Genomic DNA, 24653 nt, shown 5'->3' with positions numbered 1-24653 from the left:
GAGTATAACGGTGCAAAGGGTGCTTCATCAATCTGGCTGAAAACGTGTTCGTAAAATATGGGAGCCCAACTGGCCATTAAGCGTTTTTGTTGACTGGGGTGTAAATGCTGGAAGTCATCAAACAAGCGTTCCTGAAGGTGTGAATTATTTTTGCGAAACATTTATATTCGCTCACTTTCAAATATCGTTATGTTTATAATAATAATATTCGACTTCAAGCAGAAAATCCCTGTTCGCAATACCTACAAAACCTTATTTCATAAGGGCTTTAGGTCATTTTCTCTCGGCAACTGATACCCCTGTGCAGGGGGAGTTTTCGCAGTAGAATCATACTTTGCATAAGCTTAACAAATATGGCCAGCATAACGGGGTTCAGGGATTACGAATCATTGCCGGCGATCAGGCACGCGAGCTGGAACCGTATGTAAGCGATAAGGTGCAAGCCGCCTTATACTGCGAGCAGGCGGGAGTAACATCCCCCTATGAATTTGTATCGCCTTAGCAGAGAATGCCGTTGCGAACGGCGTGACGCTTAAATTATCCAGTGAAGTTGCTCACATCCAACCTATAGATACAGGTTTTACACTTACTACTCAAAACGGTGAAAAAATCCTGGCCCGCTACGTGGTTAATGCCGCCGGCATCCACAGCGATCAAGTTGCCGGCATGGTAGGCATTAATGACTATCACCTTACGCCGCGTCGGGGCCAGTATGTAATCTTAGATAAGGAACAGAACTATCTGGCCAAATCCGTCATCTTCCAAGTACCGACGAAACTGGGAAAAGTCATTCTGGTGACAACTACGTACCATGGAAATCTAATGATCGGCCCTAATGCTGAGGAGATTGAAGATAAGGAAGACGTAAGTACGGATGATAAAACTTTACTTCTTCGCCGGCCATTACTCTTAAAGTAATAGAAATCCTGCGACTAGCCGGACTGGTACTTGAGCCTAAATTAAACTTCGCTCCCTACCGTAAACCAATTATCAGAAAAAAAGGCACCGATTTTTCCGGCGATATTCATACGGTTGATCCGGAACGCCGTCTTATTTGCCGCTGTGAACAGGTAACAGAAGCTGAAATTATTGACTGCTTGCAGCGCGGTATCCCTGTAAACTCAATTGCTGCCGTGGCGCGGCGAACACGGACAGGGATGGGCCGCTGCCAGGGGGCCTTTTGCGGTTCCAGAGTTAAGGAGATAATTGCCCGCGAACTTAACATACCACCGGCAGCGGTACCCGAACGGGAAGCACCGTCCTCCACATTGGTGCAAAGAGCGAAACGCCTGGACATACTCAAACTGTGATTCAAAGCTATTTTACTCGTTGAATATATAACGTGCTAAAGAATTTTGCAGACGGGTGGTGTGTTGGCAAAAACGGAAGTCAAACGCCAGTAGTGGAGCGTTGTCAATACATCACCCGCCTGTGCCCGTAAACTTCTTTTATGCGGAATATATAAACCTTATATCAATAGCAGGAGTTATCAATATTATAACTAAAGGGGACTGAACGTTTTGCGCTCAGTCCCCTTTCCATAACTATGGGCCATTATACGTTATATAAATAAATTTACATTGGAATCTTCTGCTTCGTTAAGATAGTAGCCGACACCGCCAAATTTGACACCGTCAAGCATTTCTTCCGCTTGTAGACCCATGACATCCATAGACATTTGACAAGCGACAATTTCTATCCCCGAGTCTAGCGCTGCCTGAATAAGCTCTTCGAGAGAACTTACATTTTTATTTTTCATTACCATGCGCATCATTTTGCTCCCCATACCCAGCATATGCATATGAGAAAGTTTCAATTTTTTACTGCCCTGAGGCATCATAAAACCAAACATTTTATCCATGAACCCTTTGTTTACCGGAACATGCTCAGGTTTTCTCAGGATATTCAATCCCCAAAAGGTAAAAAACATTGTTACCTTTTTCCCCATTGCCGCCGCACCGTTGGCGATAACGAAGGCTGCCATGGCTTTGTCAAGATCGCCGCTAAACACTACGATAGTTTTATTATCCTTCACCGCCACACCAGTCGAATTCTGATTTAGCTGCGGCACATTACTGTTTTTTTTTACATACGCTACAATTTGGCTGCGCTCTTTCTGTACAGCAAGAAGTTCATTGTTGGTCCTCAGACACCATGCTTTAATATCTTCATAAAAACCAGGATCTGAAGCCGTTACTTTGAGAATTTGGCCGTCATCCATTGCATCAAGAGAAGCTTTGACCTGCATTAAAGGGCCGGGACAACTTAATCCGCAGGCATCCAGTAGCTTATCATATTGTTCCGTTGGGAAATTTTCATTTTTTACAAGCTGCGTATCTGGATCTATGTCAGACTTTTTCTCAGCAGCAGCAGGTGAATTACCCGGTTTAAAGCGCAACGCGGAAGCGGATTTGTAGCCGCCGGTCATATTTTTAACGGTAAAACCATGTTGGGTTAGAATTCGCGAAGCAATATATCCCCGCAGTCCTACCTGACAGTACGCTAGAATCGGTTTACGTTTATCCAGCTTATCTAACTCTTTTCTCAGTTGGTCAACAGGAATATTGACCGCTCCTGCCAGATGACCATTTTGAAACTCAAATTCAGTTCGTACATCTAATAGCAGGTTATTTTCTTTATCGAAATTATTCAGTTCCTCATAGGTAAATGTATCTACACGTCCAGCCAAAACATTCTCTGCTACGTATCCGGCCATATTAACAGGATCTTTCGCTGACGAGAATGGCGGTGCATAACAAAGTTCGAGTTCTGTTAAATCTGATACTTTGCCATTAAGCCGAATTACCGTTGCAATCACATCAATTCGTTTGTCCACACCATCAGAGCCAACTCCTTGTGCTCCCAGAATATTGCCTTCATTATTAAAGATAAGTTTTAATGACAACGGTAACGCTCCCGGATAATAAGAAGCATGGGATACAGGGTGCACATAGATAGCCTTATAAGGGATTTTTAATCGTTTAAGTGTCCTTTCGTTACTGCCGGTGCATGCGGCCGTTAAATTAAAAATTTTGAGTATGGAAGTTCCCTGGGTACCTTTATAAGTCGAGGTTAACCCTGCAATATTGTCGGCTGCAATTCTTCCCTGCTTATTCGCAGGGCCTGCCAGGGGAATAGCGACCTTTTGTTTGGTTACAAAGTCGACAACCTCGATAGCATCACCTACGGCATATACACCCTGACAAGAAGTCTCCAGCTTGTCATTCACAAGAATATGCCCCTTAGCCCCTAATTCAATGCCACTATCTTTAAGAAATCCGGTGTCAGGTATTACGCCAATGGCTAAAATAACCGCATCAGCCGTAAATGATTGTCCACTGTTTAGAATGACATCAACAGTGTCACCTTTATCGTTAAAAGAAGCTACGCCATCATTCAGTATAAGCCTTACACCATGATCCACTAATTCTTTCTCCACTATAACTGCCATATCAGTGTCAAAAGGGGCTAAAATATGGGGTGCAGCTTCTACCAGTGTCACGTCCAGGCCTCGGTCTTTCAAGTTTTCAGCCATTTCCACACCGATAAAGCCGCCGCCAATAATTACTGCCTGGTTGACCTCTTGTTTGTCAACAAAATTCTTGATGGTATCCGTGTCAGGAATATTCCTCAATGTAAAAACCTTATCACTGCCAATTCCCGGAATAGGCGGTCTAATCGCTTTAGCTCCTGGAGATAGCACCAAATAATCATAAGATTCTTCATAGATACCTTTTTCCTTACTGTTTACGGTCACCGTCTTCCGCTCAGAGTTGATGCGAATTACTTCACTATGAACCCGCACGTCAATATTAAACCGTTCATTCATACTTTGGGGTGTTTGTACCAAAAGTTTACTTCTGTCTTTGATATTTTGCCCAATATAGTAAGGTAATCCGCAATTGGCAAAAGAAATATGCTCATCCCTTTCAAACATAATGATCTGAGCTGTTTCATCAAGCCTTCTGAGTCTTGCCGCTGCCGATGCTCCGCCGGCAACGCCACCAACTAACAAAATCTTTTTACCCATTAACATTACCTCCTTCAAAATAGAGTGCTTAGGAATCGGCTATTTTAACCTTCTTGTTAAAAAGAAGTCCAACTAGGGCAATCGCTTTGGGATCACGAACCTTATAATGAATCTCCAAGCCGCTGCGAACACCTTCTATAATTCCTGCTGCTTTTAACTTTTGTAAGTGCTGGGATATTGTTGATTGTGGCGCCCTAAGGCAATTCTGCATGTGGGTTACGTTACATTCACCTTTCTCAATCAACCCTTTTACAATACAAAGTCTAACTGGGTGGGCAAGTACTTTTAAGAGATCCGCAGCTTCAATAAATGCGGAAAATTCTCCATCATTCACTATTAGTTATTCTCCTTCCACGTTTACATTCATATATTTATATATTACAATATAGCGATATATAAATCAATCCCTCTTTTTGCCTTAAATGAATGAATTGGTATATTTCTAACTTTTAGAGATATTTTTCACTATTCCGATTTTAAAACATCAACTTGTAAAAAAATAATCGGCCATATCTTACTGTGATAAGTAAGCGGCCGATCAAGAGGTACGTTGGGATAAGATTGTAAGGTTGGTCATTTTCTACTAACATTATCAGAGCCACATTGAGGACAAACCATGTCAACCCCTCGCCTGCCTGTACCAAATGGAATGTTCCACTCGTGATGGCAATCATGGCAAATAAAATAACGTAAGTCATGTAAATGCTTATGTTCCATTTTGAAGGTACCACCTTCAAAGCGGAGAGCTTTTCCCTCCCATAACGCTAAAGCAATCTTACGATGGGCTTTCGTTACTATACGATTAAACGTCGAACGTGATACTTCCATGCTTTGGGAGGCAGCAGTATGATCAAGTTGCTCAACATCCGCCAGCCGGACAGCTTCCATTTCCTCATAGGTAAGTATGATTTCCTGGATATCTCTTAATGGGATTCCTATTGGTTTAAAATGTGATACAGGCGGAAGTTTTTCAATTTTTCGTTCTTTTAGTGGGCGAACCATATAAATCCCCTTTATGAATATATTCGGTTTAAAATATACTACTACCAAATAAATACGAAGTCAAATTGTTAAAAAAAATCGTTCACGTTCAAGACCGTCAACCAAGATTTTGCGGGCGAATGGTGTGTTATCTTTACACCACCCGTCTGCAAACTTCTTTACTGCGAAATATATAGCTTTTTATCTCACCTACAGTATTGTACCATAATATATCAAAAAAGAACATTAGTTCGAAAATTTTTATCGAACATACTTGCGGAGAACATATGTACTGTGATACAATAGCAACAAGCAAACATATGTTCCAGAGAGGTGTTTATCCTATGAGAAAAACCATGCTTGTCATATCTTTAGTTTTTGCTATCTTGGCAGCTACACCCTTGGCTATTTCTCGTGCCTTTGTTAATACCACGACTACATATGAAACGGTTTACGTAAAACCAGGAGATACCGTATGGCAAATTGCTGCAAACTATGCAACACCCAAAGACGACGTGAGGGAAATCATGTTTGAAATTAGGCGAATCAACAAATTAGACAGCAATGCGAGAGTTTATCCTGGACAGATTTTAAAAGTACCGGTTAAAAATTAAAAATATACTTATAAAATTAACAAAAGTCCCATTAGCACATGGCTGATGGGACTTTTTTATTCAAAAACTTTTTTTATTGTGCTTCGGCAACTAACATCTCTGTTACTTTTTGAATAATAAATTCGATATCCGCAAACATACAATACAATGTTTTGCCGCTTGGCATAGTTTTTTCCTGCTGGATAAACCGGCACCCGTCTTCTTGCAAAGTTTTTATATTTCTCTGCACCACCGGCTTTTTATACATTTTGGGGTTCATATGGGGAGCAAATACAGTGATTGCCTCTGTCGACAAGATAGTTGTAGACAACATCTCATCGGCAATGCCATTGGCCGCTTTCCCGATTATGTTTGCGGTTGCAGGCGCAATTAGTAATAAATCTGCCTTATCCGCCAGTTTTTTGTGGCCTGCATTCCAGGAGACCGGATCGGCAAATTGGTCCACAACAACAGGATTGCCGGACGCGTTGCGAAAAGTCAGCGGAGCAATAAACTGGGTAGCGTTGCTTGTCATAATTACATCAACATTAGCATGCAACGCTACTAACTTCCTGACTATATCCACTGCCTTATAGGCCGGACTCCCTCCTGTCACGCCAAGTATAATATTTTTTCCCTTAAGCATCTCATCGATCTCCTTTCAATATTATATTTAGCCAGCTATAGCTAGTTCGTTATTACATTTTTGCATATTAAATTAACAATCCGCCTTGTTTTCCTCAATTATCATCATCAGCAGCATGATTCAAATCACTCAAAAACTTAGTTGTGCCAGTTTCAGCGGCAAGCTGCCGGGCCAGAAATCCGGGCAAAGCAGAACGGTTTTTCTTAGTGACAGTAATAAGCTTCACTTTGGGGTGGTTTCTGATTTGTTCAGTCCAGCCTGTACTCGCCAGTTTAATAACGCCCAAAACCGGTATATTGCCATCCAAGGTATTGATAATCTCTCTTTGAAAAACAAAGGCATCCCTCTCAAGGCTGCCACATTCATCCATTAGAATCAGCTGTGACCTGGATCGGGCAGACCTGATTAACATAGCACCATACGTGTTAAATTTCGCAGTCAAAACTTCAGGTGGCTGACCGGCAGAGAAACGCACAACTGCGTTTTCTTCTTTAAAAGCATACGGCTCGGCAGCAGCACACATATAAAGCAATTTGTTGGGCAAGCTCCTGTCAGAACCGAAATAAGTTTTAAGCCCTCCGGAATTTACTCGTAACCGTGAAAGGGTTTTGGTAATGACCGTACTTTTACCGACTTGTATTTCACCTGTGAGAAAAAGGTGCATCTACTTACCCGCCCCTCCTTGTTCCAACACATTCTAAACATTAATCCTAATGCCGTTAAGTATGAAATATTTACTCATACTTAACATATATCCAAATAACTGCAGTACTGACAATACCCGTTCTGATTGGTACACCGCGCTTTAAGCTCACCGTTTATAATCTTTTGATATTGCTTATAAATCGCGATAATTTCTTTTTCAGCAAGCAACTTTACACAGACCCGCCGTCCGTTTTTAAAATGCAGATACCCCTTGTTCGAAACAGTTCGGCGTTGTGTATGTTCCAATAATACTTTATAAACAGAAAGTTGAATAATATCGGAATCCTGAACCTGACCACTCATTCTGCTTTTATAATCGCCGACTATCAATACTCCATTTCTATCAATCCATACAGCATCCGGTGCACCGCAAATTGGTATAGGTTCATTAATTCGCATATAATGATCAGTTAAATAAACAGACAAGTTAGCCGTACGCCGGCTATGAAACCAGTAATAAAAAACAAACGCTAGAACACATCCAAGTAGCAGCAGCATGTTTCACCTGATAAACAAGCGTAATAACCAATTTGTATCTATTTTAGAACTAATGTTTCATTTTGTAAATAGGGAAACTCACTGAGCCACCTCTGCTCAGTATTTACTATGTCTTATAAAAGAGCAAAAAAGGAAGCCTGAAAACCACCTCTATCAGGTTTTCAGGCCAGAATGAAAATTAATTTATAACATTATTGTATTCCGGGACAGACTCAAGAAAACGATTTGCTTTTTGTCAAATCGACCAATTGCTGCCCAATCGTTTTTAAGCCCTCCAGCATTTGAGCAATTTCCTGTGTTGCTTTGGCCTGATCTTTAATAATAAAGTTACTCTGTTCAACATTTGTCAGCACACTTCCTACTGCAGTCTGAAATGTGGAAAGAACATGGTCAATGTTGCTCGCAGAATGATGACTTTCCTCTGCTAACTTCCGCGCTTCATTGGCAACAACTGCAAATCCGCGACCGCTCTCGCCGGCGCCGCTTCAATAGCGGCATTTAGCCCCAGTAAATTGGTTTGCCGGGCAACATGTCTAATGATTTCCAGGATATTGGCAATACTATTTATTTTTTCTTTGGCATCTTTGGCATTATTAGCAACTTCTTCACTGGAAGCTGCCAGTTGCTGGGAGGACGCCGAAAGTTGCTCAATGGCAGCAGCTGCCTGCTCTAAAGCTGTATAGATTCCGGTTACTTGTTGGAGGATTTGCCGCGCCCTTTCCTGTTCGCGCATGAGCGCCTGTTCCTGTGCTTGCAAAATTTTCACTGCTTCACATATTGACTTGGTAATGGAAGCTATTCCCGAATCCAGAAATTCAACGGCAATGCCATACTGTTGAGCAACCTTTGCGCCTACTTTATCGGTAACTATACCTTTTACTCCTGTTTTAGCCAATTCTTGAATCGTATGACGTATTTCATCATCTGATTCACACGGGCGAAGAATAACCTTGAAAAAATTAAGATTGATATCCTGAATGACCTCTTCCAAAACATTGGACCGTACAACAACACCAATATCCGTAAATCCTAACTTATTGAGCTTGCCAACAGGCACAAGAAGGTCACTACATGATGCAGTAATATGAACTATTGTTTTCCCTACCGAATCTTTGAGGTGAGCTGCCGTTCCACCCCGTGCAATGATAACCTGAGCATCGGAATTGTTTTGGACTAATTCCTGCGCCTGCCCTAAACTTGCCACCGAAACCGTTATATCAAATTCATTGCGTAAATAATCTCGGTGGCGATTTCTGCTATCGCATGAGACGGAGCGATAAATATAATTGAAGCCATTTTTTCACCTCATTACTATGGTTCAATCTGTCCAACCATTTATGGACGCAGGACTATTTTAATCGCAGCCTCATCTTTGTCGGCAAGTTCAAACGCCTTTTTAATATCGCGTCAGGCTAAATTCATCGGTAATCAACGGCTTAATATCAACAGCCCCCTGCACTACCGGGCGAAGAGTCCGCGGCGTCCAGACATACCGTTCCCGCCAGGTATGATGAACAAGACAAGTATTGATAAATTCAAATCCGTCATCATGCCAACGGCTAATGTTCAGAGTAACAGGTTGCGTTACTCAGCTGTAAAAGACATACTTCCCATTATGCTTAATAATTTCAGATGCTGTATTAAAGGAATCTTGACTCCCCGCCGCTTCAACGACGACGTCGGCACCAGCGCCGCCGGTCAAGTCAGCTACAACCTTTGTTAGTTCTTGTTTGTTCAAATTTACCGTAATATCGGCACCTAGCTTTTGAGCAATTTTAAGCTTACCATCCAATACGTCGACAACAATAACTCTCCCAGGCTGGCTAAATCCATATCCATTCCTGTAGGTACTGGTTGCAGTTGAAACTCTTTAGCCACAAAGTAATCGGCAAAATTATTACACCAACCAAACGCCATTACTTTATCACCAATTTTATATTCATTTACTTTAGCGCCAACTTCAACAATCGTGCCGCCACTTTCATGCCCCAGCCAGAAAGGAAAACAGGGTTCCTGACGGAATTCTGCCGTTTTGGGAGGCATTTGCCCACGGTAAAAACTCTTGTCTGAGCCGCAAATGCCAATAAGCTGATTTTTTACAATAACCTCATCATCACCACATACCAGCTCTTTTTCAACCAGTTCGATATCATAGGCTTTTTTGAGTAGTGCAGCCCTCGTGGTAACCGGAATTGTTAACTTAACAGGAAGCGTTCTTAAATCTTGACTATTCGCAAAATTTTCCTCATTTTTGTCTATTCAGCGTTGAGCTCCAATTCATCAACCAACGATTTTTCCGGATTAATCCTAGTCCACAGCAGGGATGCAATCACTAATAGCACACTAGCAACAATAAACGGATATACCCAGGAGCCTGTATGCTGTACAATCATCCCAAAAGCAACCGGTAAAAGAGCCGAACCAAGATTGCCAATAGAATTCATCATACCAGACACCGTTCCGGCATATTCATTGCCTACATCCAGACAAACCGCCCAATACACGCCTACAGACATCTCCATGCCAAATAACGATCCTCAATTAAATTTTATAGAGGTTGCCTGAGAAATTACGTACTCCAGCTATATACAACGTGCCAAAGATGTTTGCAGACGGGTGGTGTATTTGGCAAAAACAGACAAACGCCAGTGGTGGAGCGTTGTCAATACACCAGCCGTCTGCGCCTGCAATATTCTTTCATGCGAAATATACGATTTCTTTATGATCTCTGTTAAATTTGAGGCAATATAACCGATTCATAAGCAAAATAATATCTTCCTGCCGCATAATCTCCCGTTCCTGCAAAACTCTCAGTAATCGCCTCTGCAGTTTTGGTGAAATTTCCGATATCTCATCAAGAAAGATTGTTCCGTGGTGAGCTAACTCGAAAAGGCCAATTTTACCGCCGCGGGATGCGCCGGTAAAGGCACCGGCCGTATAACCGAACAGTTCGCTTTCTAATAAATTTTCCGGTAAAGCTGCACAATTTATGGCAACGAACGGACCTTTGCAGCGGCTACTCCCGTTATGAATACTTTGAGCAAAAACTTCCTTGCCGGAACCTGTCTCACCATAAATCAAAACATTCGAATTAACCGTACTAAATTCGCGGGCAATAGCAATGGTATCTTTGATCGCCTTACTGTTGCCAATAATCCCATCAAAGTGCAATTTAGCCACATGGCCCCGTTTATAGATTTTTTCCCGTATTTTACTCTCAAGTTCTTGTATGGAGGCAACAGGCCTGAATGTTGCGATCGCCCCAACCGTATCTCCTGAAACAATGATCGGTACTTTTTTAATGGTTATCTACTGATTATTTATTGTATGTAAATCTCCGATCTCCGACTCACCGGTAGCCAACACCTTGTCCAAAGCAAGTTTCGGTAATGTTACTGACAGTTTACCGCCGATCGCTTCATCACGGAGATTAGTAATTTGAATTGCCGCTCTATTCATTAGATTTATCTTTCCCTGTACGTCCACGGCAATAATACCCTCATCCGAATAATCCAATATGGTACGAAATTGTTCGGCCCGTTCTTTCTCCCGCCGGCGAACGGCAGCTACCCGTTTGGCTTCCTTCAATGCCGAATAAATCGCCTCACGTCCGGTTTTTATAAACAAACTGCGCATGCCAAGCCGGTGGGCTATCCTGCTGGACATTACCCCGCCAATGATCGTGTTAATACTTTTATCTTTCAGCTTAGCTAAAATCGGCTCAGCATCGTCTTCATTATTTACTTCAACAGCCTCCAATTCAACCCCCACAATACAATCATATCATGGGAACCCACAACGCCAATCCTCGTGTCTGCAAACCGTTCCAGGCACTCCTTAATTGCGCGCAAAATATCATAACCACTCACAGGCAGGTCGATGACAGGTATGTCCGGCAGTTTGCGCCGCAATGCTACCGCAGTAACCCCCCGGGCGATAATAGCATCTGACTGAAATTGCCGATGAATAATAGGGTGAACCCCGATGTTCATAATGGTTTCGTATTCCCATTCGCCATCCTGTTGTTCCTGGATAGTATTTTCGATTAATTGAGCAATACTAGGATAGGGTATGATAAAGGTAATTTTGGACATTGTTATCTCCTCAAAAATCATTATGTAGACTATATAGAATAATACCATTATAACGCAATGCGTTGACAGAGCGAATTTATTTTTTCATTTTAACTCTGCCTTACTCTTCCCATTGCTAATCCTGACTAAAAGTTTCATAGACTGAGCACATGCAAAAAGGACTGTCTCTTTTGAGACAGTCCTCCTGCAAAAATGCACTCCGGTGATTTTATTGGCTTGAGCCGACAAAAGCAAAACCGTATTTTTGAAAAATCGCCGCACTTTGAGAACTACACAGGTATGATAAAAAGGCTTCCGCTTCTTTAGGATGTTTAGCATTAGCCATTATCACTGCCGGAAATGTGATCGGCATGTGTGACCCATCCGGCGCAGCAGCAACAACTTTGACTTTATCACTTAAGGCGGCGACAGTTGAAAATGCAATTCCAGCATCAACGTTTTCAGATTCAACGTAAGAGATAATTGTGCGAACATCCTTAGCTTGTACTGCCTTATCCTTAACATTCTCCCATATACCAATATTCTTAAGGAATTCCATGGCATATTGACCGGCGGGTACTGTCCCCGGTTCTCCCATGCCAAATTTTTCAACTCTGGTTAAATCCTGAAAGTCTTCAATCGCTGACGGAGAATTTTTAGAAACAACCAAAACCAGTTTATCGGCAACTAATATTTTTCTTGAAGTAGGTACTACAAGATTTTTGTTTTGCAGTTCATTAACTTGTTTGGGTGAGGCAGAAATAAATATATCCGCTGAAATTCCCTGCTCCAGTTGCTTTTGTAAAACGCCGGCAGGTCCAAAATTAAATACCAGTTTTATATTGGGGTTAGCGGTTTCATATTCTTTTTGAATATCTGTCAGCGCATCTTTCAAGCCAAGTGCCGCAGATAGGTTAACTTCAATTGGCGCAGCCGGTTTTACCGGCGCTTGAGCAACCGGCTTTGTTGCCCAGATCGTCCCGGCAACAGCGATAGCAGCAACTAATAAGAAAATCCAATTAACTACACCCCTGCCCTTCATAGCATACTCCCCTCTTGTACATCAGTTTCATGACTGTTACTTATTCATGACAAAACCATATTTTTCAAAGACAGCTCTGCTTTCAGCACTAAACAAATATTCAACAAAAGCTTCGGCAGCTTTTGCCTGTTTACTGCCGGACGTCACAGCAATCGGATAAACAATAGGTTGGTGACTGCCCTCCGGAGCAGTGGCGACAATTTTTACTTTGTCACTGGAAGCAGCATCCGTTTTGTAAACAATCCCGGCTTCCACATTACCTGTTTCCGTATACGTCAAAACAGTACGCACATCTTTGGCAAATACAACACGATCTTTTAATTTATCCCAAAGCCCCAGTTTTTGCAATACCTGTTGTGCATACTGACCGGCGGGTACTGTAGCTGTTTCGCCAAGTGCAATCTTTTGCACGGCATCCTGGGTTAAGTCTTCATATTTAGTTATAATTAGTTTGCTTTCCTTAGGCACAACAACAACTAATTTATTTTCGACCAAATTTTTACGTGTAGCTTTGTTTATCAGATCTTTAGCTTCCAATTCGTCCATCTGTTTAGGAGCTGCCGAAATGAAAATATCGGTTGGTGCCCCCTGCTCAATTTGTTTTTGCAGTGAACCGGAAGCCCCGAGATTATAAATAAGTTTAATATTAGGATTCTTTGTCTGATAATTTTGTTGAATTTCCGCAAGCGCATCCTTGAGACTTACAGCTGCAGATATATTGATTTCTACCATCTGTGTTTGCTGAGCCGATTTTTCAGCGCCACAGCCGGCTAAACTAAAAATAACCGCAACAATCAAAGACAGAATAACAGATGCTCGCAAGGTAATTTTTTGCATTTTCTTTTCCCCCTTAATCACCCTTTTCATTTATCCCAACTAGTCATGCAGTAACACTCATTCACCTCCATTATTTGCGCTACTCAAAACAAAACAAATATAAACTAATAAAAGCAAATACCATATACTGTTATTATAGTATTAGTTATGTATTATTAGCAAGTTAACAGTCAACAAATTAAGCCATTTTTTCATCTCATGTATTAAAACATTTACAGCGCTTATATCTTTATCTACCAGCTAAACCTATATTATTTCTCTAAACTTCTGATAATTTCTCATTCACGTACTGTTAACGTGTACAAACCGTCGAAATAATTTTTATAAGGAAGCGAAATTTAAAGAAAAGAGCATTTAGCCCTATTGATTTATACAAAAACAAATAATATAATAAATATATAGTTAGTTTTATTTGTTTTTGTTAGTTTGTGTTTAATTGTAATTGAAAATTTATAATTTATTCGCCTGCTCCTTAGCCGCTTTACCTAAGCCATGTGGTATGGTATCCGGCCGATCGGTATAGTTGGAAACGACTATATTTCCCGTTTTGGAAAGGAGCAATACTTCAAGTAGTGCAAAACTTTGCGCTTAATTAAGGATTTTGTTGCGTCGCTTGAATTTATTGCCAAGCCCTTTCCTTTTCGGATAGGCTTGGCATTTTTAGTTATCTTTTTTGTGCTCACGTTAACTTTTATTCTAAACTCAAAATACCATAAAGGAGGACAAATTATGTTTTCACGAGTCCATACTAACAGCGATATTCTCGATAACGGAAAAATTATGCTGCTGGTTGACAGCGAGCCTGGCTGCTATATATTGACTGACTTACAATACTCAGAGCATGCATTTCAAGAACTCCTTGTGGATACCCATAAAGCCATCCAAGAAGCCAGATCGACTAAAAACAATTTTTCGTTGGAGACCTATGTAAATATCCTCACTACTTTAACAAATAACTTAAAAATGATCACGGAATCTTTGCTTGCGGTCAAAGCGGAAAAAAACATAACTAAAGGTGAACATAGTACCATTATTACGGAGTCTTACCAGGAAAAAAGTGTTGAGTATATGGCAAAAAAAATCGTTGTAAAAGATCAACAGTGTTAAATACAAAAAAGATGGTGATATCTTATGAAAAAATCAGACTTCACTTTAAAAATCAATAATCATTCTGTTGATACACTCCCACTTTTTATCCAACTCGCAGCCGATACAACATCAGCTTACAAAGAGATAGATTTCCTTTATGAACTTGACAAAACCCGGTACCAGATCGCAGCTTCTCATTCGATTTATGCTAATCATCCTTTGTTCACTGTTAGTGGAATTGACCGACAAATTTATGCCGCAAAATATCTGGGGATGGTACTCGTAGCTATTGAAGCCGGGATTGACTCCCTTCTATTTCAACAGGTACTAGGCATTATAACCAAGCACTGGAATAATTTATATAACTATATAAGAAATACCGAAACAGTAGATTTGTCCAAAGTATCCCAACCGGAGTATTACGCTGAATCTATAAAAAGCAGTAAATACCGCAATCTTCTTACAGGCGCAGCTACAAAATATCTCAACTATTTTATCACAATGTATCCAGCTATTGATTTACCCCCACAAGCCTCTTTAAAATTTGGCCTGTTTATTACCTGTGTCCTAGGAAAAAAGGCAATTGTTTCCGAACCCGAGACATTACATAACATCCAGATATTTGCCAGCAAACTCAATAACACTAGCGATTTTCAGCAATTAATCGGCAGATTGAATAAACCGGCAATAAAAAAAATGGCTCGTTATTTTAAGAATGCTATATACCAAAAAGTCTTTCACAATTATCTTGAGCCATGGAATGGCGACCGTTTTTGGGAAGGAATGGCTCATTGCGCTGCCTATTTGTCATCATCAGCAGAGCTGTCTTTAATTTCGCCAACAATATTAACCAAAGTCAAAGAACGGGATATTGAACTTCTTTGCCGTCTCTATATTTTAAAAATGACTTCTGATTTATTTCGTTCCAGCCATAAGAAAAGCCAAGAAGATATGGAATTAGAATGTGCCGAATTCGTCATGTTTGGCTTACATTTGCTTGAATTCGTACGCGAGTATAAAAAAACGAAGAAATATTACTTTGAACAAAACACGCCTTATCTATACGCCAAAATGGATAGTCTAAAAAAACAACTGCACATTTATGAAACAGATATCCGAAGATTAAACACTGACTTAGCGGCAAAATCTGACTTATTGGCCCAAAAAGAAGAAGAAATTAATACCTTGGCACTTAAACAAAAATTTGTAATAAACGCATTGACCAAGGAGAATGAAGAGTTAAAAACAAAACTATTGCAAATGGAAAACTGCCGGCATAATAATAAATCCGTACAAACAACCAATTGCGATAATATCATAAAATTAGCAAACGCTAATCAACAAATTAATCTTGATACTGCTTTGCAAACATTAAGCGGTATTCGCGCGTTGGTTATTGGCGGCGCCGAAAACTGGCAAACCAAGTTAAAAAACCAATTCCCCCATTTTGTTTATCTTTCAGGCGATGCAAATAATTTTGACGATGCGCTTATTATCCATGCAGATATTGTTTTTGCCAATGTCCGCTGTAAATTTAGCCATGACTGTTTCTATAAGATGATTAAATTAATTCGCTATTATGATAAGCACCTAGTGTTTTTGTCTAAAACTAACATTTCACTTACCATTCAACAAATGGCCAGTTCTGCAGAAGCATATTATTCAGCCGACGGAAAAGCTCTGGACCCAGGGAATATTGGCCGCGTTGTCGAAATATAACTTTCTAAAACAAGGCCGCCGTCCGCAAAATACGCTTTAGCAAATATCTGGTGCAACAAATAAATAGAGCCGGTAGAGATAGATTTTATGCTATCTCTACCGGCTCTATTTATTTGTTTCCAGCCTATTGCGGTTTATAATACTAACATAGCAACGATCGGCTTTTATACCTAAATATCTTACAATAATTCAGATTTTATCTGATAGTTAAATTGATTTAATAATGAGATAATTTAACATGTAAATAATCTCTTTTAGAAGGGAGGCTTACTTATAACCGCAAGGCATAAAATGCAAACGAAAGGTTGGTGATGAACCCCAAATTCATGGCTTATAAAGCTGCATGAAAATCTATAAAAAAAGTGAGGTAATCATATGTTAGAATTATTTTGGAAAGTATTCGCAACTGGTCAAGATCGCCCTTTGATTTCAGAAAATAAAGACATTATATCAAAAGAATTTAACAAAAGGCGCTGGCAGGTTTTTGCCTCTATAACTTTGGGCTATGCTCTGTTTTATGTATTACGGCTTAATTTTTCTGTTATCAAAAAGCCGATTATGGCCGATGGTGTGTTAAATGCTCAAGATTTGGGCATAATGGGCTCGGTATTTTTTATTACTTATGGACTGGGAAAATTTATTAACAGTTTTTTAGCCGACCGCATGAATAATAAACGTTTCTTTGCTTTCGGACTTTTTATTTCCTCAATTGTAACTGTTTTGATGGGCTTTTGTAACCAATTTCTTCCACTAGTGGTATTGTGGGGAATCAATGGCTGGTTCCAGTCTTTTGGGGCTGGTCCTTGCATCGTTTCGCTAAATCAATGGTTTAGTAATAAAGAACGCGGAACTTATTACGGTATATGGTTTACCAGCCATAATCTCGGTGCCGCGTTTACTTATGTCGCTACGGCCACGATTGTTAGCGCCTACAGCTGGCATATGGGTTTTGTTATGCCTGGTATATTCTGTCTGGTTGGTTCCATCCTTATTTATTTCTTTATGCATGACCGCCCCGAATCTTACGGCTTGCCAAATGCTGAAGAATTTAAAAATGACGGTGACGTGCAAGCGGCAAGAGCCGAAAAAGATAAATCCGTAGCCTCTTTACAATGGTCTGTTGTTAAACGTCCGGCAGTGTGGATTCTTGGATTATCAAGCCTCTGCTGTTATATCGCCCGCTATGCCATTGAAAGCTGGGGTATTATCTACCTAACTGAAGCCAAAGGCTACACGACTATCGGCGCCAGCGGAGTTTTGGGTGTAATGCAGTTTGCCGGTATTTTCGGTGCCCTGACCTGCGGCTTAGTCTCTGATAAATTTTTTAATCATAAACGTAATATGCCTGCTTTAATTTATGGTGTTTTATATGCAGCAGCCATTGCCGCGTTTTTGTGGGCTCCTGCTAATCCTATGACCGATATGATCACGATGTGTGTATACGGCTTTACGATGGGGGCACTTGTATGTTATCTTGGCGGCCTAATGGCTGTTGATATTTGTCCTAAACGGGCTACCGGCGCGGCAATGGGAATGATCGGATTATTGAGTTATTTCGGCGCAGCCATGCAGGAAATGGTCAGCGGCTATCTAATTAATGCTCATATGACAATCGTTAACGGCAAAAAAGTATACGACTTTGCTCTTGCCGGTGATTTCTGGGTAGGTGCCGCCGTTGCTTCTTTCGTGTTGGCCGCTCTGGTTTGGAATGTTAAAGCTAACGATTAGTTAAAAAACTAACTGCCTAGGAGAAGGATTATGCAAAACCCTGCAAGTTTACAAAAGTTAAAGTATTTTGCCTTAGACATGGACGGAACTATTTATTTAGGGCAAAAGCTCTTGCCTGGCGCAAAAGAATTTCTTGATTATTTAGCAGAAAGCGGCCGAAAATATGTCTTTCTGACCAATAATTCTTCCAAAAACAAGCAAAGCTATGTAAATAAACTACAAAAACTTGGTTTAGATGCCACTGTTGATCAAGTCTTAACCTCAGGCGAAGCCACAGCTTTATATATTAAAACCATTAAACCTAATGCCCGCATCTTTTTGCTAGGTACACCGGATTTGGAACAGGAATTTATCGCCCACGGCTTTACATTGACCGGTTCGACACCTGACTTTGTTGTATTAGGCTTTGATCAGACCTTAACTTATGCCAAATTAACAGAAGCTTGTCATTTAATCCGCGAAGGTGTCCCCCTTATTGCCACACATCCAGACATTAACTGCCCCACCGATGAACGCTCAGGCTACATTCCCGATGTTGGGGCAATGCTCGAATTGATCTATGCTTCAACAGGCAAAAAAGCTAAAATCATTGGTAAACCGTACCAGGAAATCATCAATGCACTGCTGGCGAAACTCCACTGTAAACGTGATGAGACGGCAATGGTTGGCGACCGGTTATATACGGATATAAAGCTGGCCGAAAACGCTGCAATTTGCGGCATATTGGTGCTGAGCGGCGAAACTAAGCAAACTGATCTAAATCAATCAAAAGTCCGCCCCAATTATGTTTTTGACAGTGTACGCGAACTTGCCGCTGCTTTGCAACAAAAATAATTTGAACAGCAAAATGGATCATTCTCTTGGGGAATGATCCATTTTAATCTTTTATGTGATTTTTTCGTTATTTTGCACTAATATTCCCCGGTCTAACGCATATTGTACCAACTCATTCTTTTTTGTAATACCGAGTTTATTCATAATCCGGGTCTTATGTGTATCAATCGTTTTTATACTTAAACATAATAATTTACCTATATCCGCCAGGGAATAGCCGTGTACAAGCAATCGCATTACTTCGCGTTCCCTACTGCTCAACAACGTATAGGGGTCACATTCTTTGTTACTATTATTATTCAATAACGTATTTACCATCAGTAATGCATGATCACTATTTAAATAAATTTTGCCCTCTGCGACTGTTTTAACTGCAGTCAACAACTCAGTATCAAACGCACTTTTACTCACATAACCTAAGGCGCCGGCTTTCATAACCGCTTTTATGTACTGCTCTTCCGTATGCATAGTCAACACTAAAATATTGATCAAATATCCCCTATTTTTTATTTCATAAATAACATCTATCCCGTTCATCCCCGGCAGCGATAAGTCCAAAATCAGCACATCGGCTTTAACGTCTTGCAACAGTTTGAGCAATTCCTCGCCACTACTCACTTCGCTAATAACGTCAATTGAATTATCACAGCTCAACATTAGCTTTAACCCTGTACGCAGGATAGCATGGTCATCAGCCAAAATAATTTTTATTTTTTGCATTTTCAAATCACCTTGTAGGTATAGTAATCATGATTTTGGTTCCTGTCCCAACAGTAGATTGAATCGCAAGATTGCCATTCAATATTTCTACCCGTTCCTGGATACCATAAAGACCTAGCCGGTTTTGCCTTCTGGCATTCTCCAATGACTTATCAGAAAAGCCACAACCATTATCGGCAATAATCAGCTTTACATACTCAGATTCAGAAACTAAACTTACTTCTACTTCTGTGGCACCGGCATGTCGTATAATATTCGTTATCGCTTCCTGAAGAATTCGATATAGGGCCAGCACGATTGAATCCGGTAATTTTAGCTGTTGCTCATCTGCGTTTAAGACAATTTTTATATGATACACAGAAAGAGTATGCAAATATTTTTCTATAGCAGCAACTAACCCCAAATCGTCCAGCGCCGGCGGCCTTAAGTCTACTGCCATTTGCCTTAACTCCCCTAAAACACTAACTATTACATCCCGGGCTGAGTTTATCAGTGAATGCTGTCTATCTCCTTTAACTTCTGTTGACAAAATTTTTAAATAGGCCAGCAATGAGGTAATCGATTGTCCGGCCCCATCATGCAATTCCCGCGAAATACGTTTTCGCTCGTCTTCCTGTGCGGTAAACAATTTACTGATCAGGATTGTACGATTATATTCCTTTACCTGTAAGGCTTTAAGCAGTTCATTATTCTCGTCTTCCTTTTGTTTGAGTGATGCTGCCATTTCATTAAATGTCTGGCTTAATCTTCCAATCTCATCTGCACTTTTACAAAGTGTCTGCACGGAATAATTACTATTCTTAATTTCCTCGGCAGCCTGCGATAATTTTTGAATAGGTCTAATGATTACAGACATCTGCCAGCTAGCCAGTATTACGGCAATGGTACATAGAATAATTGCCATAAGCGAAAATTCGGTTAATGTATGATTTAATATTTGCTGCATGCCTCCGCTAGACATTCCCACCCGGACAAAACCAACATTACCGTTTTCGATTGGCACTACGATTTCATAGATAACGCCTTCATTACTATTAAACTTATTGACAATATAGGTTTCCATGTTTTCGACAGCAACCGTTGCCGGCAATCCTTCCGGCAATCCGTCTATAAAGGTATCGGCAATCACCTGGCCCATATAGTTTGCTATTAAAATATACCTTACATCTTTATTTTTATCCTTAGTTTTGTTAATTCGCTCAAGAATGGCATAATGGTTTTCCTGCAAAATATCATTCGTACTTAAAACCGCTATATAATTGCCGACTTCAAAGCCTCTTACATTCAATTGATTCTCAATTAGATTATGTGTAACACCGCGCATCATGATAATGAGTGTTAAAATAGATAACAGTAATGTGCCTACGATTATTAGGGCAATTTTTGCATATAAACTGCGTCTATACCAGTGCATCACGTTATGCCTCTTGTTTCGTCATAAATTTTCTGCAACGGCCGATAATAATCAACAGCCGGTATCACAAAACGGTCAATGAGCAATCCTTTAAGCGATGGCACTATTTGCGGATTCTTGTGCATATCCAGAAACACTTGCCGCAGTTGTTTTTTTTGTTCTTCACTAATTTTTTCCCTGATAACTACCGGCCCGGTTGGGTTAGGCCCAACTGTTTCAATAACCCGGATTTTATCAAGTAAGTTCTTATCGTTCGCCATTCCATATTGATAAATCATACTGTCAATACTAGCTGCATCGGTTGCTTTATTGGCAACTGCCCAAATAGATTTGTCATGGCTGTATGTATATATATAATGGCCAAAATACTTTTCCGGTCGCGTATTTTTTTCCTGGAGAAGCTGAAGAATTGCCATATGGCCGGAATAACTTAGCGGGTCAGTAAATGCAAAACTCTTGCCCTTTAAATCTTCAAGTGAAGTGATATCACTATCTTTATGCACGATAATCTGCATATCGTAAAAAATACTGTTTTTATATTCCACCATAGCTAATAGTTCTATCTCTGTAAGGCCACGATAGGCACTGTATGCGCCGGTTGACATAAACGCAATATCTGCCTCGCCATTAGACATTACCATATTTAACTCTTCGTATGTCTTTCTCTGCACTAAAATTGTAGGCCTGCCAATTTGCTTAGAAATATATTGAGCTATATTGCGATAATACTCAATTGTTTCATTAGGGGAAATGACGGTTGCCACAGCGATACGAATTGGTCGCAGATTTTCATCATCTGTCTGTTCCATTTTTACATTAGGCTGGGAGCGCTCAAAATTAATATAAGGCCTTTTGTCATTAGCGCAACCGGCAAGTACCAGCATGAGTGTAATCACCATACCTGCCAGGAATATCTTTCGCATGCCAAAACTCCGTTTCTATCACATGTTATGTCCAGGAACACCCGAATCTGCTAAACAAAACGATATAGCATATCATAAATAATTAACAATATTCCCAGTAATAAGAGAGCCGCAAAATATTTGCGTGTATCGCGAGCATCAACTTTTTTGGCAATTTTCACGCCGGTATTAACTCCGGCTATTGAGCCTAAAAGCATAAATGCCACCAGTAGAATGTCCACATGGCCCTGTTGCATATGACGAAACATTCCATAACAGCTTGCCAGTAAAACCTGTATGGTACTTGTCCCAACAGCAATACGAGTAGGCATTCCCAACAGATAAATCATTAAAGGCAGACCGACAAATCCTCCACCGATTCCCAGCAAGCCTGTTAAGCAGCCTACAAAAAAGCTAAGCGTAGTGGGTACCCATAAACTGAGCTCAGATATCTTTGATTGCTTGAAACTTAAAAACGGCGGCAGTGGGCAACTTCGTATAAATTCGCCGATCTTTGTGTTGGGTTCTTCACTTTCACCCCGGTCGCCTTGGGAAGCTTCACGATACATAAACGCTGCCGTCAAAACCATCAGCACAAAAAAACAACTATTAATTACAAGATCAGTAAATGGTAACTCATATCCAGCGACTATGACCGTACTGGTCATGCTAATTTTTTTCAGAATACGAACACCGCATTCTGTCCCAATTAGTGCCGCAATAGCCGTTACTACTCCCATTTTTGTGTCTAGACTTTTTTGCTGCCAATACTTATAAGCAGAAAACAACGAAGTCAAGGATATTTGTAACAAACTGCTGCCGATTGCTACCGGATAGGAAACATTAAAACATATCTTTAGGGCAGGTGTTAATAAAAAACCTCCACCTATGCCGAAAAAGCCGGTTATCATTCCAATTAAAAAACCAAGAAAAACTAATCCCGGCCACCAAACCTCGGCATTGCCTACAGGTAAAAATAACTCAAACAAATCACCATCCCCCAATATTGCCTTTACATATAAATAAAGGCAATGGTTTATACCAGCCAAAATGTTATTTATATATACAGTTCGTAAGAATATACTATTTTCCTGTCACATTTTTTAATTTTATATAATAAAAGCTCTCCTACCGTGAAGATAAGAGAGCTTTTGTTATATCCAAATTTGTTTCATTGATCGCTTGTTGCTTGCGGCTAATTTCGTCCTTCCGCAAAACCCGGTGTTTGCCCGTTAACCATATATGACTTAGCTTCATCAGAAGTAATTTTATTTTTGTCAACCAGGGCAACAATAAAGAATGTCAATAAGCACACAACCCATTCCATATAAATCGGGTGAGCAAACAACCGGAACGAGGGTACCACTTGCCAGACGACCAGCGTGGCAATTCCTGTAAAAGTTGTGTAAAAAGCCGTATTTTTTCTGCAAAACTGCGGCGCAAACATAGTAAACAGGAAAACCAAAGTAAATGCGGTCGTGAGGCTAAGGCCAATAAGCATCGTTTTAACAATACCCACGGCATTAAAGGCAAACCACAATGTAACAGCCCCTAAAACAAGAATAGCACAACGATTAACAAGGGTATATTGTTGATCATCAATATCCGGTTTATAAAAGCGCTTATAAATATCTTGAGAAAACAACGTCCCAGCCGCCAATAGGATATGGCAAGCAGTAGCAACATCGGCGGCCCACAGCGCAGCTAGTGTCAATCCGGCCACTACCGGATCAAGGCCCATAATCATCTGCGGAAGAGCCATTGTGGCATTCATCTCGGGATAGGCTACTTTGGCCGCGATTCCCATGACGGCACAGGCAAATCCTATGGGAAACATGAGAACTGCTCCCCACAAAAAACCGCGTTTCGCCGATTTCTTGTCAACGGCAGCACAAGCTATTTGTACAGGCCCCTGCGCAGTAATCGTTTGTGTCATCATAACAACAAACCAACCGATTATGGTAGCCGAACCAAATCCGCCTACAGGCCCAAACCAGTCAACTCCGGGAGGTAACGATGCAGCAATTGTACTCATACCTCCCTGCTTAGCTACAATAGTTAGGGTGCTGGTAAGCACACCAATATAAATTAAAGTCGTACTAAGAATATTGGACAATCCCGATGACCATAACCCACCAAGAATCGTAGTGCCAATAAATACGACTGCACTAGTAATCATGCCGCCTTTTAGGGAAAAGATATCAGGTAATAATGCTGACAGAATGGCTCCGCCGGCAATATATTGCAGTGAAGTTATGACCAGCTGAATAGTAATCATTCCCAGTACAGCAATCGCACGTCCTTTTTTATCATAATAACGTTCAAATAATTCCGGGATTGTTGTACAGTTCAGTCCGCGGTATTTTTCTGCTGCAACCAAGGCCATAGTCACCGCCCCTGCTGCCCAAGCAACGTTATACCAACCAGCCGCAATTCCAAACTGAAAAGCATTTTCAGCCGTGCCGATGGTCGAGGCGGCGCCAATAGCTGTTCCGGCAATATTTGCCGCAATTAAGGTAGACGTTAATTTCCGTCCGGCAAATAAAAAACCGCTACTATTTTCCGTTCTACGCTTAACATAAATACTAATCCCAAACAACACAAAAATATAGGAAATAATAATGACTAATTGAATACTCATCCCATCCTACCTTCCTACCTATCATTTTTTGCTGACGGTAAATTACAATTAACCTAGCGATAATTTACCGGCTAAGCCATACTACTAGTTGTCTCAATAACAACTATTTACAATACTACAATTACTATAATAACGCGCATAAATAAACCTGTCAATTGGCGAGGACACCCGTTACCTCTTTATGGAAATCCTAAATACTTA

General features: G+C 40.6%; 28 protein-coding genes, 1 pseudogene and 1 riboswitch. Of the genes and pseudogenes, 8 read left to right on the top strand and 21 right to left on the bottom strand.

Going from position 1 to position 24653, the window contains the following annotated elements; all coding sequences use genetic code 11:
- Positions 1-334: 334 nt before the first annotated feature.
- From BLR65_RS31160 to BLR65_RS31150, 3 genes are all read left to right on the top strand, one after another.
- Entirely contained in the window at positions 335-502 is a 168-nt protein-coding gene (locus BLR65_RS31160; protein WP_245693057.1) for a hypothetical protein, read from the top strand.
- Positions 503-525: 23 nt separating this feature from the next.
- Positions 526-918 (top strand): FAD-dependent oxidoreductase, encoded by a 393-nt coding sequence (locus tag BLR65_RS31155; RefSeq protein WP_245693056.1) that lies wholly within the window; start codon positions 526-528, stop codon positions 916-918.
- A gap of 179 nt (positions 919-1097) precedes the next feature.
- Positions 1098-1310: a bacterioferritin-associated ferredoxin gene (locus BLR65_RS31150; protein ID WP_245693055.1), complete on the top strand. Its 213-nt coding sequence runs from the start codon at positions 1098-1100 to the stop codon at positions 1308-1310.
- A gap of 251 nt (positions 1311-1561) precedes the next feature.
- On the opposite strand, the gene BLR65_RS26040 is transcribed toward BLR65_RS31150, so the two are convergent.
- The 3 genes from BLR65_RS26040 to BLR65_RS26030 form a co-directional block, all read right to left on the bottom strand.
- Positions 1562-4030: a CoA-disulfide reductase gene (locus BLR65_RS26040; protein ID WP_093797340.1), complete on the bottom strand. Its 2469-nt coding sequence runs from the start codon at positions 4028-4030 to the stop codon at positions 1562-1564.
- Between the two features lie 28 nt (positions 4031-4058).
- On the bottom strand, positions 4059-4364 hold the full coding sequence (locus BLR65_RS26035) for an ArsR/SmtB family transcription factor (RefSeq protein WP_211285245.1): 306 nt from the start codon (positions 4362-4364) through the stop codon (positions 4059-4061).
- Between the two features lie 239 nt (positions 4365-4603).
- Positions 4604-5032 carry a DUF134 domain-containing protein gene (locus tag BLR65_RS26030; protein WP_093797336.1) on the bottom strand — a complete coding sequence of 143 codons (429 nt, stop codon included), beginning with the start codon at positions 5030-5032 and terminating at the stop codon, positions 4604-4606.
- A gap of 323 nt (positions 5033-5355) precedes the next feature.
- On the opposite strand from BLR65_RS26030, the gene BLR65_RS26025 reads away from it, so the two are divergent.
- Entirely contained in the window at positions 5356-5625 is a 270-nt protein-coding gene (locus BLR65_RS26025) for a LysM peptidoglycan-binding domain-containing protein (protein WP_169717010.1), read from the top strand.
- A gap of 73 nt (positions 5626-5698) precedes the next feature.
- On the opposite strand, the gene BLR65_RS26020 is transcribed toward BLR65_RS26025, so the two are convergent.
- The 13 genes and pseudogenes from BLR65_RS26020 to modA (BLR65_RS25975) form a co-directional block, all read right to left on the bottom strand.
- Positions 5699-6250 (bottom strand): flavoprotein, encoded by a 552-nt coding sequence (locus BLR65_RS26020; RefSeq protein WP_093797332.1) that lies wholly within the window; start codon positions 6248-6250, stop codon positions 5699-5701.
- Positions 6251-6344: 94 nt separating this feature from the next.
- The gene (locus BLR65_RS26015; RefSeq protein ID WP_093797330.1) at positions 6345-6914 is read right to left on the bottom strand and encodes a nucleoside-triphosphatase; all 570 of its coding nucleotides are present in this window, start codon (positions 6912-6914) and stop codon (positions 6345-6347) included.
- An 80-nt stretch (positions 6915-6994) separates the two neighbouring features.
- Complete coding sequence (locus tag BLR65_RS26010) at positions 6995-7453, bottom strand: Dna2/Cas4 domain-containing protein (protein ID WP_093797328.1); 459 nt, start codon at positions 7451-7453, stop codon at positions 6995-6997.
- A gap of 212 nt (positions 7454-7665) precedes the next feature.
- Positions 7666-7872, bottom strand: a pseudogene (locus BLR65_RS31535) (hypothetical protein); the annotation flags it as partial.
- Positions 7873-7877: 5 nt separating this feature from the next.
- The gene (locus tag BLR65_RS31530) at positions 7878-8669 is read right to left on the bottom strand and encodes a PrpR N-terminal domain-containing protein (RefSeq protein WP_281241595.1); all 792 of its coding nucleotides are present in this window, start codon (positions 8667-8669) and stop codon (positions 7878-7880) included.
- A 372-nt stretch (positions 8670-9041) separates the two neighbouring features.
- Positions 9042-9245 carry a zinc-binding dehydrogenase gene (locus BLR65_RS31140; RefSeq protein WP_245693054.1) on the bottom strand — a complete coding sequence of 68 codons (204 nt, stop codon included), beginning with the start codon at positions 9243-9245 and terminating at the stop codon, positions 9042-9044.
- On the bottom strand, positions 9212-9580 hold the full coding sequence (locus BLR65_RS31135; protein ID WP_373657756.1) for an alcohol dehydrogenase catalytic domain-containing protein: 369 nt from the start codon (positions 9578-9580) through the stop codon (positions 9212-9214). The genes BLR65_RS31140 and BLR65_RS31135 overlap by 34 nt, the downstream gene beginning before the upstream one ends.
- A gap of 128 nt (positions 9581-9708) precedes the next feature.
- Complete coding sequence (locus BLR65_RS25990; protein ID WP_245693053.1) at positions 9709-9975, bottom strand: MFS transporter; 267 nt, start codon at positions 9973-9975, stop codon at positions 9709-9711.
- Between the two features lie 175 nt (positions 9976-10150).
- Entirely contained in the window at positions 10151-10633 is a 483-nt protein-coding gene (locus tag BLR65_RS30185) for a sigma 54-interacting transcriptional regulator (RefSeq protein WP_281241592.1), read from the bottom strand.
- A 129-nt stretch (positions 10634-10762) separates the two neighbouring features.
- Entirely contained in the window at positions 10763-11212 is a 450-nt protein-coding gene (locus BLR65_RS31525) for a PrpR N-terminal domain-containing protein (protein WP_169717009.1), read from the bottom strand.
- Complete coding sequence (locus BLR65_RS30175) at positions 11194-11547, bottom strand: PrpR N-terminal domain-containing protein (RefSeq protein ID WP_169717008.1); 354 nt, start codon at positions 11545-11547, stop codon at positions 11194-11196. Before BLR65_RS30175 ends, BLR65_RS31525 begins: the two co-directional genes overlap by 19 nt.
- A 208-nt stretch (positions 11548-11755) precedes the next feature.
- On the bottom strand, positions 11756-12568 hold the full coding sequence (gene modA, locus BLR65_RS25980; protein WP_093797322.1) for a molybdate ABC transporter substrate-binding protein: 813 nt from the start codon (positions 12566-12568) through the stop codon (positions 11756-11758).
- Between the two features lie 36 nt (positions 12569-12604).
- Entirely contained in the window at positions 12605-13405 is an 801-nt protein-coding gene (modA, locus tag BLR65_RS25975) for a molybdate ABC transporter substrate-binding protein (protein ID WP_093797320.1), read from the bottom strand.
- Positions 13406-13861: 456 nt separating this feature from the next.
- Positions 13862-13979, top strand: a riboswitch (molybdenum cofactor riboswitch).
- Positions 13980-14134: 155 nt separating this feature from the next.
- Between modA (BLR65_RS25975) and BLR65_RS25970 the strand changes: the two genes are divergently transcribed.
- The 4 genes from BLR65_RS25970 to BLR65_RS25955 all read left to right on the top strand — a co-directional run bounded on the left by BLR65_RS25970 (position 14135) and on the right by BLR65_RS25955 (position 18775).
- On the top strand, positions 14135-14512 hold the full coding sequence (locus BLR65_RS25970) for a hypothetical protein (RefSeq protein WP_093797318.1): 378 nt from the start codon (positions 14135-14137) through the stop codon (positions 14510-14512).
- Between the two features lie 24 nt (positions 14513-14536).
- A complete protein-coding gene (locus BLR65_RS25965) occupies positions 14537-16213 on the top strand; it encodes a hypothetical protein (RefSeq protein ID WP_093797317.1) in 1677 nt (558 codons plus the stop codon).
- A gap of 375 nt (positions 16214-16588) precedes the next feature.
- Positions 16589-17941, top strand: coding sequence for an MFS transporter (locus tag BLR65_RS25960; RefSeq protein WP_093797315.1), 1353 nt, complete (start codon positions 16589-16591; stop codon positions 17939-17941).
- A 30-nt stretch (positions 17942-17971) separates the two neighbouring features.
- Positions 17972-18775, top strand: coding sequence for an HAD-IIA family hydrolase (locus BLR65_RS25955; protein ID WP_093797313.1), 804 nt, complete (start codon positions 17972-17974; stop codon positions 18773-18775).
- 51 nt (positions 18776-18826) lie between these two features.
- Here the strand turns inward: BLR65_RS25955 and BLR65_RS25950 are convergent, their stop codons facing one another.
- The 5 genes from BLR65_RS25950 to BLR65_RS25930 all read right to left on the bottom strand — a co-directional run bounded on the left by BLR65_RS25950 (position 18827) and on the right by BLR65_RS25930 (position 24452).
- Complete coding sequence (locus BLR65_RS25950; RefSeq protein ID WP_093797312.1) at positions 18827-19495, bottom strand: response regulator; 669 nt, start codon at positions 19493-19495, stop codon at positions 18827-18829.
- A gap of 7 nt (positions 19496-19502) precedes the next feature.
- The gene (locus BLR65_RS25945) at positions 19503-20909 is read right to left on the bottom strand and encodes a HAMP domain-containing sensor histidine kinase (RefSeq protein WP_093797310.1); all 1407 of its coding nucleotides are present in this window, start codon (positions 20907-20909) and stop codon (positions 19503-19505) included.
- Positions 20909-21832: a substrate-binding domain-containing protein gene (locus BLR65_RS25940; RefSeq protein WP_093797308.1), complete on the bottom strand. Its 924-nt coding sequence runs from the start codon at positions 21830-21832 to the stop codon at positions 20909-20911. The genes BLR65_RS25945 and BLR65_RS25940 overlap by 1 nt, the downstream gene beginning before the upstream one ends.
- Positions 21833-21882: 50 nt before the next feature.
- Positions 21883-22800 carry a sulfite exporter TauE/SafE family protein gene (locus BLR65_RS25935; RefSeq protein ID WP_093797306.1) on the bottom strand — a complete coding sequence of 306 codons (918 nt, stop codon included), beginning with the start codon at positions 22798-22800 and terminating at the stop codon, positions 21883-21885.
- 206 nt (positions 22801-23006) lie between these two features.
- The gene (locus BLR65_RS25930; protein ID WP_093797304.1) at positions 23007-24452 is read right to left on the bottom strand and encodes a sodium:solute symporter family protein; all 1446 of its coding nucleotides are present in this window, start codon (positions 24450-24452) and stop codon (positions 23007-23009) included.
- Between the last annotated feature and the right edge of the window lie 201 nt (positions 24453-24653).

The sequence above is a fragment of the Sporomusa acidovorans genome (assembly GCF_900101845.1).
Taxonomy (GTDB): domain Bacteria; phylum Bacillota; class Negativicutes; order Sporomusales; family Sporomusaceae; genus Sporomusa; species Sporomusa acidovorans.
Note: the sequence above shows the minus strand (reverse complement) of the source record. Positions and strands in the feature narration are given on the sequence as shown.

Bases quoted from the DNA above. Each gene is read 5' to 3' on its own strand.
- BLR65_RS26040 (WP_093797340.1), bottom strand. From the start codon at position 4,030: ATGGGTAAAAAGATTTTGTTAGTTGGTGGCGTTGCCGGCGGAGCATCG.
- BLR65_RS26030 (WP_093797336.1), bottom strand. From the start codon at position 5,032: ATGGTTCGCCCACTAAAAGAACGAAAAATTGAAAAACTTCCGCCTGTA.
- BLR65_RS26025 (WP_169717010.1), top strand. From the start codon at position 5,356: ATGAGAAAAACCATGCTTGTCATATCTTTAGTTTTTGCTATCTTGGCA.
- BLR65_RS26020 (WP_093797332.1), bottom strand. From the start codon at position 6,250: ATGCTTAAGGGAAAAAATATTATACTTGGCGTGACAGGAGGGAGTCCG.
- BLR65_RS26015 (WP_093797330.1), bottom strand. From the start codon at position 6,914: ATGCACCTTTTTCTCACAGGTGAAATACAAGTCGGTAAAAGTACGGTC.
- BLR65_RS26010 (WP_093797328.1), bottom strand. From the start codon at position 7,453: ATGCTGCTGCTACTTGGATGTGTTCTAGCGTTTGTTTTTTATTACTGG.
- BLR65_RS25990 (WP_245693053.1), bottom strand. From the start codon at position 9,975: ATGGAGATGTCTGTAGGCGTGTATTGGGCGGTTTGTCTGGATGTAGGC.
- BLR65_RS30175 (WP_169717008.1), bottom strand. From the start codon at position 11,547: ATGTCCAAAATTACCTTTATCATACCCTATCCTAGTATTGCTCAATTA.
- modA (WP_093797322.1), bottom strand. From the start codon at position 12,568: ATGAAGGGCAGGGGTGTAGTTAATTGGATTTTCTTATTAGTTGCTGCT.
- modA (WP_093797320.1), bottom strand. From the start codon at position 13,405: ATGCAAAAAATTACCTTGCGAGCATCTGTTATTCTGTCTTTGATTGTT.
- BLR65_RS25970 (WP_093797318.1), top strand. From the start codon at position 14,135: ATGTTTTCACGAGTCCATACTAACAGCGATATTCTCGATAACGGAAAA.
- BLR65_RS25965 (WP_093797317.1), top strand. From the start codon at position 14,537: ATGAAAAAATCAGACTTCACTTTAAAAATCAATAATCATTCTGTTGAT.
- BLR65_RS25960 (WP_093797315.1), top strand. From the start codon at position 16,589: ATGTTAGAATTATTTTGGAAAGTATTCGCAACTGGTCAAGATCGCCCT.
- BLR65_RS25955 (WP_093797313.1), top strand. From the start codon at position 17,972: ATGCAAAACCCTGCAAGTTTACAAAAGTTAAAGTATTTTGCCTTAGAC.
- BLR65_RS25950 (WP_093797312.1), bottom strand. From the start codon at position 19,495: ATGCAAAAAATAAAAATTATTTTGGCTGATGACCATGCTATCCTGCGT.
- BLR65_RS25945 (WP_093797310.1), bottom strand. From the start codon at position 20,909: ATGCACTGGTATAGACGCAGTTTATATGCAAAAATTGCCCTAATAATC.
- BLR65_RS25940 (WP_093797308.1), bottom strand. From the start codon at position 21,832: ATGCGAAAGATATTCCTGGCAGGTATGGTGATTACACTCATGCTGGTA.
- BLR65_RS25930 (WP_093797304.1), bottom strand. From the start codon at position 24,452: ATGAGTATTCAATTAGTCATTATTATTTCCTATATTTTTGTGTTGTTT.